Origin of the sequence: Providencia vermicola (assembly GCF_010748935.1) — a bacterium.
Taxonomy (GTDB): Bacteria; Pseudomonadota; Gammaproteobacteria; order Enterobacterales; family Enterobacteriaceae; genus Providencia; species Providencia zhejiangensis.
On the sequence record NZ_CP048796.1, the window covers coordinates 3,469,919 to 3,481,606 of the forward strand.

Here is an 11,688-nt window from a genome sequence, read left to right on the forward strand (position 1 = left end):
ATTGCTATAGCCTCAGTTGTTTGCTCTATTTTCTCGCTCTAATTTTGCAACCATCTTTTTAAGCGCATGTGAAACAGCAATAAATCCAAAACTTGCCGTGACCATCGTTGCCGCGCCAAAGCCTGAGGCGCAATCCATTCTTTTGGAACCGTCGGCAGTACTCTTAGCAGCACAGACTGAGCCATCACTTTGTGGATAGACTAATTGTTCCGTTGAAAAGACACAATCTATGCCTAATTTACCTTTGCTATTTTTAACCACATTAAAATCAGATTTTAAACGTTCCCGTAATTTAGCCGCGAGCGGGTCTTGAATGGTTTTTGCCAAATCGGTTACTTGAATTTGCGTTGGATCGATCTGTCCGCCTGCGCCTCCCGTCGTGATGACAGGAATTTTATAACGACGGCAATAGGCTAACAACGCCGCTTTAGGCCTGACACTATCAATCGCATCAATCACATAATCAAACCCAGTCGAGAGCAATTCTGCCACATTGTCTACCGTCACAAAATCATCAACAATATTCACTGTACATTCAGGGTTGATTTCGAGCAGCCTAGCTTGCATCACTGAAACTTTTGGCTGACCAATCGTTGATTTTAGGGCATGCAACTGGCGATTAGTGTTAGTGACACAGATATCGTCCATGTCAATCAGCGTAATCGCGCCTATTCCAGTTCGAGCCAAGGCTTCAGCAGCCCAAACCCCGACCCCTCCAACGCCAATAACACAAACATGGGAGCGGGCAAAAAGCGATAATGCATGTTGTCCATAAAGGCGCCCGATCCCAGCAAAGCGCTGCATCCAAGCATCTGAAAGCTTAGTTTGCATAGTCAATAACAACCTTAATAACTACTTGCTACCGAACAGTGGCTGGCTCTTTTTCAAGACCCACACTCTTCCGTAATGATTATAATAACCGGCCATTTTTCCTGCCTCATGGCCTGTTCCATGATAAATATCGAAATGATGACCTTTAATCGCACCACCAACATCTAAGGCAATCATCATACGCATTTCATAGCGTCCCGTAAATTTACCTGTGTTATCAAGTACTGGAATCTCTGCCAACAGCGCTGTGCCTGGGGGGATAAGGGTTTTATCTGAAGCAACTGACGCTTTAGCGATTAACGGAACCGCGCTCGCTCCTCTGACTGGCACAAATGATTGTGGCTTAAAGAAGACAAAAGAAGTATTTTCCTCAAGCAATTGGCGCACTTCTTGTTCGCTATGACTATTGGCCCAATCATGGATGGCTTGCAGTGACATTTTTTCTAGGGGTACTTCACCGCGGTCAACAAGCACTTTACCAATACTCTTATAAGCATGGCCATTTTTACCTGCATAACCAAAGAAATTCAAAGGGCTACCATCGCCAAAGTCAACATAACCGCTACCTTGAACTTCCATCATAAAATTATCGATAGCAGAATTACTGTAAGCTAAAATTAAATTGTCACTTAAAGCGCCATTATAAATCGCGGCTCGACTTGGTAAGCGTTTTTTCCCCTTTGGCGGCATTCCATACAAGGGATGCTGAAAAGCGCCCTGCTTTGTGCGGCGCGCTTCAATAACTGGGGTGTAATACCCTGTAAATTGTACGTTGCCATAATTATCGACACCTTCCATTTGGAATGCCGTTAAATTGAAATTAGTCAGCTTTTTCGGGTCTCCTCCTGCCATTAACCAATTTTCGATAGCATGGTAGGTGTCATTGTTATTTTGAAATAAACGCGGCGATGCATTTTTGATTTCATAAACTTGCTGACTAAAATCGTGTGAATTGATAGGGCGTCCTTGAACATTCAGTTGACTGACTTGCTGAAGGTCTTGATTTAAACGTCCATCTTTATATTGCTGTCCTTTGTCTGTCGGATGAGACTGACAGCCAACAAGCAAAGTAACAAGCGCACTTGCTATACACCACTTTTTCCATAATTTCATATGATATCGCCCACATCAATCCAATATGAAGCGCACAATAGCAAACCCCAATAAATAATGAAACGGCTAATCATATATATACTCATGGTCGCTAGAATGGTTTCAACCTAATTTCCCAAAAATGCTACTGAACACAGGCTCTATCGGCATCGTGAATTCATTTTATTGTCGATAAATTATCCAGTTAAACGTTTTTAAGTAGAACCTTAGACAAAACCCATTACGACTTCAATGATTGCCCCTAACGATTAAAAAAACACCACAATGATGATATTTTGTTCTATCCGTGCTGGATTTTGAAAAAAAAACACAAAAAAACTTGCATCAGATCTCATCCCGAGTATAGTGCCCGCTATCGGACGCGGGGTGGAGCAGCTTGGTAGCTCGTCGGGCTCATAACCCGAAGGTCGTCGGTTCAAATCCGGCCCCCGCAACCAATAAAAAATCAACATCAAAAATATTTCAGGCGCGGGATGGAGCAGCCTGGTAGCTCGTCGGGCTCATAACCCGAAGGTCGTCGGTTCAAATCCGGCTCCCGCAACCAATATCCCCTGTTATATTGACCTCTTCAGTCGCGGGGTGGAGCAGCTTGGTAGCTCGTCGGGCTCATAACCCGAAGGTCGTCGGTTCAAATCCGGCCCCCGCAACCACTTGTTATACTTCCCTTATCTTCCCAAACCTACCATGAAAGAAAAAAGGTGACTCACTTTTCAGTTCATCACCCTACACTATTTTAAATTTTGCAATACAGAAACTAATTTCTAATCGCTAACTCACCACCATTACGGAAATAAGCTTTAATTCCTTGAAAAATAGACTCTGCCATTTGTTGCTGGAACTTAGCTGTTTTCAGCTTACGCTCTTCTTCTAAATTACTAATGAAAGCCGTTTCCACGAGAATTGATGGGATCTCTGGTGCTTTTAGTACCGCAAAGCCCGCCTGATCGACTTTGTTTTTATGCAGTCGATTGACTTTTCCCATACGTTTTAAAACTTCATCGCCGAACTTCAAGCTATCATTAATTGTTGCAGTTTGAACTAAGTCGAGCATTGTATGATCCAGATACGCATCACCACTTTTGCTAACACCACCAATTAAATCGGCCTCATTCTGAGTTTGCGCAAGGTAACGTGCAGTATTACTTGTCGCCCCTTTCGTCGATAGTGCGAATACAGAAGAACCATGAGCAGAGCGATTCGTGAAAGCATCCGCGTGAATAGACACAAACAGGTCTGCTTGCATTTTACGAGCCTTAGCGACCCTAACTTTCAATGGAATAAACACATCTTCATTACGGGTCATATAGGCACGCATTTTAGGATCTTTATCAATCAACGCCTTCAAACGCCGTGCAATTTGTAACACAACATCTTTTTCGCGTGTTTTATATTTGCCCATCGCTCCGGGGTCTTCACCGCCGTGCCCTGGGTCAATCATAATGATAATTGGGCGATCAGTTCCTGCTTTACCGGGCTTTTTGGCCTGAGCAGGCATTTTTTCTTCTAAATCACCTTTATTATAATCCTCTAGCAAAGCCAACAGAGGGTCATCGGATGTTTCCACACCTTGCCCTGGATAAAAATCCATCACTAAACGGTTTTTAAACTCGGCAACAGGCCCCATCGTGAAGATCTGTGGACTAACCTTATTTTTTACTTCAAAAACGAGACGTACAGTTTTCGGGTCAAACTGCCCCACTCTAACGAGTTTAAGGTAGGGGTCTCGCGATTGAATCTGAGTTCCCATTTGCTTCAGGATGTTATTCAGTTGTACCCCTTCGAGATCAATCACTATGCGCTCAGGGTTATGCAATACCAACTGACGATATTTTAATGGAGCATTAGATTCTAGCGTTACGCGCGTATAACTTGATGCCGGCCATATACGCACCGCAATAACATTTGTATTCGCAGCGAAACCAAATGGGCTGACACTAAGTAACATAACCGCAGCCGCCCCCTGTATAAGGCGACGTTTAGATGGACAGTGATCTTGGTGACTCATCAATAATTCCGAACCTAAAACTGAATATCAGGTGATTTTAGAATAAAAGCCAAATTGAGGCCAGAAACATAAACTCTAGCGAATCATTCGCATGCTGTCATCAAGAATACACATTTAAATATAGAGATATGTAAACTCAAATAATAAAAATGTTACAAGTCTTGTTCTATCTTTTACTTGATATTTATCGCCAAAAAGAATAAAAATACATTAATTGCGAATAAAAATTCAATTATGAGGATGGTTATGAAAGAGCGCAGCACCGAGCTGGTTGATGAGTTTCGCCATTCGGTACCTTATATTAATGCCCACCGCGGCAAAACATTTATTATTATGCTTGGCGGAGAAGCAATTGCGCATGAAAATTTTCCAAGTATTGTCAATGACATAGGTTTATTACATAGCCTTGGCATCCGCATTGTTGTTGTTTACGGCGCTCGCCCTCAGATTGAGAACATCTTGGCTGAACACAATTATGAAGCGGTTTATCATAAACATACTCGGGTGACAGATTCGAATACACTTGAATATGTGAAACAAGCTTCAGGCGCTTTATTACTTGATATCACTGCTCGTTTATCGATGAGTCTTAGCAATACTCCTTTACAAGGCGCTCACATCAACGTTGTCAGTGGAAACTTTGTCATCGCCCAACCACTTGGTGTCGATGACGGTATTGATTATTGTCATAGCGGTCGTATTCGTCGTATCGATGAAGATGCTATCAATAAGCAACTTGATAATGGTTCTATTGTATTAATTGGGCCAGTTGCAGTTTCTGTAACAGGAGAAAGTTTTAATCTCACCTCAGAAGAAATCGCAACTCAGCTTGCAGTCAAAATGAAAGCAGAAAAATTAATAGGATTTTGCTCTTCGCAAGGGGTTGCCGATAAAGAAGGGAATATTCTATCTGAATTATTTCCCAATGAGGCAGAAAATAGGATCCAAGAGCTGGAAGCTGAAGGCGATTATTATTCAGGAACAGTGCGTTTTTTACGTGGCGCAGCGAAAGCCTGTCGCCGTGGTGTGCGTCGTAGTCATTTGCTCAGCTACCAAGAAAATGGTTCTTTGATTCAAGAGCTGTTTTCACGCGATGGTATCGGTACTCAAATCGTCATGGAAAGTGCAGAGCAAATTCGCCGCGCCAATATTAACGACATTGGTGGTATTCTTGAATTAATCCGCCCACTAGAACAACAAGGTATTTTAGTTAGGCGTTCAAGAGAACAACTCGAAATGGAAATCGATAAATTTACCATCATTGAACGAGATAATTTAGTCATTGCTTGCGCAGCACTCTATCCTTACCCAGAAGAAAAACTGGGTGAAATGGCCTGTGTCGCAGTACATCCTGACTATCGTAGTTCTTCGCGGGGAGAAGAACTGCTACACCGCATTGCACTACAGGCTAAGCAAATAGGATTAGAAAAATTATTTGTGCTAACGACGCGTAGCATTCATTGGTTTCAAGAAAGAGGCTTTATTCCTGCTGAGATTGAAATGTTGCCATTGAAAAAACAAGCTTTATATAACTACCAACGCCGCTCAAAAATTTTAATGTTAGATTTAAAAGCGCCTACCGACAAATAACGCAAGCCAAACTAACCTGATCCTTTATTGAGATCAGGTTAGTTATTCAGTAAATCAGCTTAAGCAATTTGGACTACTCGTGATTTCTGGCAGAGTGGCGTACTGTCGATAATGGGCTGTAGCAATGCTGACATTTCGGCAAAGGATGAACCATAGAAGTAGAAAGCGGTTTCAGTCGGCCCTTCCCATACCCCATGGATAGCACCAATATCTTCGACAGCCTCATCCATTTTGTCGAAAATATCATTGATATCACTATTCTCATAAACTTCATCAGGCAATTCAGTGCCATTTAAATAGAGTGCTAAGCCTTCTTCATCACCAAATTCAATTACCGTATCTTCTCCATGCACAATCAATCGAGAACCTTTTGGCGCTAACATAGACGAGAACAATTGAATTATCAGACTGATATTTTCGTCGTTAGCCTCAGCCACAGAAAGCTCGATATCACATTCTTCAATTTCACCGCTGTCTGAAAGTAAAGTACCACCTCCAGTCACCTGAATATCTTTATTCATCCCCTGCATGACTTGTGTAAATGCATCTTCTAAATCAGCACGTCTTTCCGGCTCGATTCTCGCTTTCAGTGTTACCGTTAACGCCGTCATAGTTGGCTGGTTATCCATATTATTACCTTTTGCATTTAAGTCTGATTTACGTAGCCACAGCTACTGCTTGTGACTCTATTTTACATTCATTAATTGTATTGCTAAACCACTACGCCGTTTTGTTGGCGTTTCAATAGCTCGACGTAAAATTTTCATATTGCAATACAAAGAAAGCGTTTTTTTAGCTCGCGTTATCGCGGTGTACACCAGTTCACGAGTCACTACTGGTGAATATACCTTCGGTAATACTAATGCGGTATGGGCGAATTCTGAACCTTGAGATTTATGCACCGTCATAGCATATGCCGTTTCATGTAGAGGTAATCGATTAGGCTGAATGCCTTTAATCGAACCATCTGGATACTGAAAGTAAGCTCTAAGAGCCCCTTCCTCATCGGGCAATATTATGCCTATATCACCATTAAATAACCCTAGCGGGCTATCATTTCGGCTAATCATAATTGGCCGTCCTGCATAGTGTTTATTGGTCTGATTAAATGGCCGATAAATAAGCCCTTGACGATGCAGTAGCTTTTCCAGCTTTTCATTTATTCCGATCACACCATAAGGCCCATCTCTTAAAGCGGTAAGTAAGCGGAATTGATTAAATTTAAACAATATCTCTGCTGGGTCATGAGCGGCTTTCACTGATAAGAGGTAATCTTGATAAAACTTCGCAGCGTCCATTAACATCTGAGCGTAATCGTCTTCACTTTCCTGTCCATAGGTCTGCACATCATTGAAGGAACTATTTAAGACTTTCTCAGCACGCTTCACATCCCCTTCATTAACCGCAAACGCAAGCTGCCCTATGCCAGAAGAGGCAGAAAACCGATAACTTTTACGCAATAAGCACAGACTATTTCTGATAAAAGGTCCGTCCTCAGAGACAAAATGCGCCAGTGAATAGCCCGTCAGATCGCTAAGTTCTTGCGCTCTTTGGGGGCTATAACCACAATCAGCAAACTGACAGATATCACCGAGTACTGCCCCCGCCTCGACTGAAGCTAGCTGGTCTTTATCACCTAAAAAAATTAATTTTGCATGAGAAGGTAAAGCTTCGATGAGTTTTCCCATCATAGGTAAATCTACCATTGAAGCTTCATCCACAATTAAGATATCTAATGATAATAAATTATCGCTATGATAGCGGAATTGCTGGCTTTCCGGCTGAGCCCCTAATAGTCTATGTAACGTCTTAGCTTGATTAGGGAGCATGCCTCGTTCTTCATCACTTAATGATAAACCGTCCAGAGCAGCGCCTAATGACTCAGTCAAACGAGCAGCCGCTTTACCTGTTGGGGCAGCTAATTCAATTTGAACATTGTGTTTATTCTCAACAGCAAGTTTCACTAATGCCGCAAGAATTCGAGCAACCGTTGTTGTTTTGCCCGTACCGGGCCCACCAGATATAACCGACACTTGGCTGGTCACAGCCACCGCAGCTGCAATTTTTTGCCAATCTATCTCACGACTGTGAGGGAAAAGCGCATCTAAAATTGATTTAAGATGCAATGAATCATATTGCGCGAATACAGTCTGTGAAAAGTACCTAGAGACACAACGTTCGTATTGCCATAACCGCTGAAAATAGAGAAATTCACCTGATAATATTAAAGGTGATGGCTGGTTTTCATCCGCTAAAGTAATAAAAGGTGCGTTCTTAACTGCTTGATAAATTGTTTCTTGATCAGGCTTTCCTATTGCACACCAAAATTCATGAGCTAATTCAGGATGACGTCCAGCAAATATCTTTTCCAAACTGACGTCTGCTAAGGATAAACAAACATGCCCCGTCATCGTTTCTGCACTTAATAATGCAGTAATAAAAAGTAATATTGGGCTGCGTTCTTCTGTGATGTTATAGGCAAATTGAATATCAAGAGGCGTAAACAAACGAGCTTCGATCGCTTTATTGAACAGCGCTTTCATCATGATGTGCTCCCTTCTTGTACATTGAGAAATAGCTGATCAAATGCATCTATAAATTCAGGCTCAGGTCGATAGTAAAAAATACCGTTATTTGACTCAGCCTTATCAATACCGCGTAAGAAGAGATAATAAACACCGCCAAAATGGATATCGTACTGATAGTTAGGCACCCGTTGTTTTAGATAACGATGTAATGCTAATGAGTACAATTGATATTGGAGATCATAACGATGATCTATCATGGCCTCGACCATCGCCGATTGCGTATAACAACTGGCATCCCCTCCAAGGTAATTTGATTTATAATCAAGTAGATAAAATTTACCATTCCACAAAAATGTTAAATCAATAAAACCTTTTAAAATGCCCTGTACTTCTTCAAAACTCAGTGGAGGGCAAGCAGCAGATATAGGATCATATTGATGAGTAACGCGGTCAACGGCTTGGGGGTCTAATAACTTATCTATAGGTAAATAAAATTGCATCTCATCGAGCATATCTTGAGGCGCTAAAGCGGATAAACATAGGCCATCTTCCGCAAGTGGCGCCTGAACAATCGCCATTAACCACTCCTGTAGCATTTCAGCCCATTGCGTATCAAAGCCCGATATTTGAAGCTTTTCCTGCAACCACTCTAGAGGAACGTCTTTTGAAAACTCAATTTCTTCCATTAATTCATGCAGAAATGTTCCGGGTGCGGTCCCTTTAGGGAATTGGTGTGGTGTTAAAATGTGCTCATCCGCTAAGGGTAAAGTGGTATCGATACTGACTTCAATATCCATCTTTGGTGCAAGCGAACTTGCCAACTGCTCTGCACTAATTACTTGCTCACTCTCACCGTAAGACCTGCGATAACTTAACCCCGAATAACTCGTGACTCTCCAGTGATCATCAAAGAAGCGCGTCACATTTCTTGCTGATAGCGCCTCTGAGTCACCTTGATTCAACGCTAGCGAAATTGGCTCTATTTGTTCAATTCGCTCAACATTAATCACTGTATTCGTTAATTCTGCTAGCCCTTTATCGAGCAACGTAAAATCACCCGCTTCACTTTTTTGAATTAAATAGCCTAAAGCCGATAAATGCAGGTCAGTTTCTCCACTTTTCTTACGGTTGCCTTTGATGATTGGTGCAATACCTACGCTACAATGATAAATCGCTCGAGTTAAGGCGACATAGAGTAATCGTAGATCCTCCGCTAAACGTTCTTCATCTGCCAAAGCAATGTTTTCTTCGTTGTCCGCAAGGTCTAAACGTGTCCGATAATTATCCCTATCATGATAAAGCGCCTTTGATTGAGGTAAAAAATTACTGGCAAAAGGCAACCAAACTATTGGGTATTCAAGCCCTTTCGATTTATGAATAGTACTAATTTGAACAAGGTGTTTATCACTTTCTAAACGCATTTGCTGCGCGTTAGATTGATGGTCAGGATCTGCTATTTGCTGAGTTAGCCAACGAACCAATGTATGCTCCCCTTCGAGTTGAAGAGACATTTCTTGCAGCAACTCACCAATATGCATAAAGTCCATTAGACGTCGTTCACCGTCAACTGAAGAAAGAAAAGTTTCAGCAATATGCCGTTCAGACATTAACACCCTAAGCATCGGTAGAACGCCCTGCTTACGCCAGATAATGGAGTATCGGGTAAATTCATCAACTAAAGCTTCCCACGCTTTTTCATCATAGTTGAGAGTATCAATTTCTTTAGCGTTTAATCCTAATGTGCCTGTCGCTAATGCACTACGTAAAACACGCTCTTTCTCAGGTGACAATACGGCCTGAAGGATCCACAGTAAGTCTCGTGCTTCTTGGGTTGAAAACACACTCTCTCGATTCGATTGAAAAACAGATGGGATACTAAGCTGGTTTAAGGCATCGCGTATTAACATTGCCTCGCGCCGACTTCTTACCAGTACCGTAATATCAGCAGCAGAGACGGGTATTTCTTTCCCATCTTGCTGCTGAAAAACGGTGGTTCCCTTCAAGCCACCTTGTAATAGCTGGCTAATCTGTGCGGCACATTGTGCGGCCATCGTGTGTTCATAATCAGCAATAGAAACGGCTTCAGCATTAATTTGCCAAAAAGTTAGCGCTTTTACTGCCTCACCATTATGACAAAGCATCTTACCAGCGTTTCTTTCTGCAAAATTGACGGGATTAAATGGAATTTGTTCAAAAATAAACGGATTGTCACAATAGCTAAAAACATGATTAACCGCTTCCACCATATGTTGTGATGAGCGATGGTTAGTTTCTAATGTGTAATGGGCATTGACCTGTTTTTTCGCTTCAATATAAGTAAAAATATCAGCACCACGAAATGCATATATCGCTTGCTTTGGATCACCGATAAACAGCAATGCGCTATTTTCGACACCACCATAAATTCGTTGAAAAATACGATATTGTTGGGGGTCTGTGTCCTGAAATTCATCAATCATTGCCACGGGATAACGTTGGCTAATTGCTTCTGCTAAATATTTTCCACCTTGCTGCTTTAGTGCGCTGTCTAAACGAGTAAGTAAATCATCAAACCCCATCTCCCCACGATGATATTTTTCCTGAATAATATTTTGTCTCACTTCAGTTATTGCCAGTGGGATGATCAAGTCTTTAATTGTTAATGATTGGGAAAGTAGCTCGTCGATACGCGCAAAAACGGCGTGCTCTGGCCCTGAACCACTTTTTGATTTCTCATGCAAAACTGCTTGAGAAAAACGCACAATTTCTTTTGGTAATTGATAATCCTGAGTTTCCTCTTCCGCCCAACGCAGCATTTTTTCTAACCAGCTAGGTAAAAAACGAGAGCTATAGCTCCGCTTATCAACATCTGAATTAGAGATAAGCCGTTCAAATTCAGAACAATTCGCTAGCCATAAAGACTTCACTTGAGTGATCAGCTCTATTAAGCGTTGATGGCGCTCTTCAAACGTTTCCGTACGCTGCTGTTCGTTAACGATATCGGGCATATCACCCTGTAAAAAAGGTTTAATTTCCGCCAGCAGTGCTTCAGGGCTATTCCATTGCGACAAAACAACCTTCGTCATTGAATAATCAAGCGGGTAAAAATGTCGTCGCCAAAAGTCTGCACAAGCTTGCTTTTGAATCGGAAGTTCATCTTGGATCATGGTTTGTTCGAATAAAACCCCTGATTCAAAAGCATTATGCACCAACATTCTTTGGCAAAATCCATGAATGGTATAAATCGCCGCCTCATCCATTTGGCGTTCAGCTGTCAGCAACCAACTAATCGCAAACTCTCGTTGCTCTGGTGTCGTAATTTGTGAAAGCAACTCTAAATATTCAGGTTCTTTTTCAAAACCAACGCCATTACGAATACAAGCAAGACGCATTTTATGGATTCGCTCACGGATACGTCCTCGTAGTTCATTAGTGGCAGCTTCTGTAAAGGTAACAACTAGGATTTCTTCTACAGTAAGAGGCCGAGAGAAGGCATTCTCTCGGCCTAACCCTAATAATAAACGCAGATAGAGGATCCCTATCGTATAGGTTTTACCTGTACCCGCCGATGCCTCAATTAACCGCTGCCCTTGTAAGGGTAGGGAAAAAGCATCTAACAGTTGGGAACTTATCTGCATTTTA

7 protein-coding genes and 3 tRNA genes are annotated in these 11,688 nt (G+C 41.9%); 4 read left to right on the plus strand and 6 right to left on the minus strand.

Annotated elements, in window-relative coordinates; translation table 11 throughout:
- Positions 1-12: 12 nt before the first annotated feature.
- Together tcdA and mltA are read right to left on the minus strand one after the other, a co-directional pair.
- On the minus strand, positions 13-831 hold the full coding sequence (tcdA, locus tag G3341_RS15690; protein ID WP_154622492.1) for a tRNA cyclic N6-threonylcarbamoyladenosine(37) synthase TcdA: 819 nt from the start codon (positions 829-831) through the stop codon (positions 13-15).
- A gap of 21 nt (positions 832-852) precedes the next feature.
- Positions 853-1,944: a murein transglycosylase A gene (gene mltA, locus G3341_RS15695; protein WP_154622493.1), complete on the minus strand. Its 1,092-nt coding sequence runs from the start codon at positions 1,942-1,944 to the stop codon at positions 853-855.
- Between the two features lie 360 nt (positions 1,945-2,304).
- Here mltA and G3341_RS15700 point away from each other — a divergent pair.
- From G3341_RS15700 to G3341_RS15710, 3 genes are all read left to right on the plus strand, one after another.
- Positions 2,305-2,381: transfer RNA gene (locus tag G3341_RS15700), tRNA-Met, on the plus strand.
- A 30-nt stretch (positions 2,382-2,411) separates the two neighbouring features.
- Positions 2,412-2,488, plus strand: a tRNA-Met gene (locus tag G3341_RS15705).
- A gap of 29 nt (positions 2,489-2,517) precedes the next feature.
- Positions 2,518-2,594, plus strand: a tRNA-Met gene (locus G3341_RS15710).
- Positions 2,595-2,698: 104 nt separating this feature from the next.
- Here G3341_RS15710 and amiC read toward each other — a convergent pair.
- Entirely contained in the window at positions 2,699-3,949 is a 1,251-nt protein-coding gene (gene amiC / locus G3341_RS15715) for an N-acetylmuramoyl-L-alanine amidase AmiC (protein WP_154622494.1), read from the minus strand.
- A gap of 246 nt (positions 3,950-4,195) precedes the next feature.
- Here amiC and argA point away from each other — a divergent pair, with 246 nt between their 5' ends.
- A complete protein-coding gene (gene argA / locus G3341_RS15720) occupies positions 4,196-5,539 on the plus strand; it encodes an amino-acid N-acetyltransferase (protein WP_154622495.1) in 1,344 nt (447 codons plus the stop codon).
- 59 nt (positions 5,540-5,598) lie between these two features.
- Here argA and G3341_RS15725 read toward each other — a convergent pair whose 3' ends face one another.
- Genes G3341_RS15725 through recB form a run of 3 tightly spaced genes read right to left on the minus strand, consistent with a single transcriptional unit; the run spans position 5,599 to position 11,684 of the window.
- Positions 5,599-6,168 carry a hypothetical protein gene (locus G3341_RS15725; protein WP_154622496.1) on the minus strand — a complete coding sequence of 190 codons (570 nt, stop codon included), beginning with the start codon at positions 6,166-6,168 and terminating at the stop codon, positions 5,599-5,601.
- 57 nt (positions 6,169-6,225) lie between these two features.
- Positions 6,226-8,082 (minus strand): exodeoxyribonuclease V subunit alpha, encoded by a 1,857-nt coding sequence (gene recD, locus G3341_RS15730; protein WP_195848142.1) that lies wholly within the window; start codon positions 8,080-8,082, stop codon positions 6,226-6,228.
- Positions 8,082-11,684: an exodeoxyribonuclease V subunit beta gene (gene recB, locus G3341_RS15735; protein ID WP_244316443.1), complete on the minus strand. Its 3,603-nt coding sequence runs from the start codon at positions 11,682-11,684 to the stop codon at positions 8,082-8,084. The genes recD and recB overlap by 1 nt, the downstream gene beginning before the upstream one ends.
- Positions 11,685-11,688 lie beyond the last annotated feature (4 nt).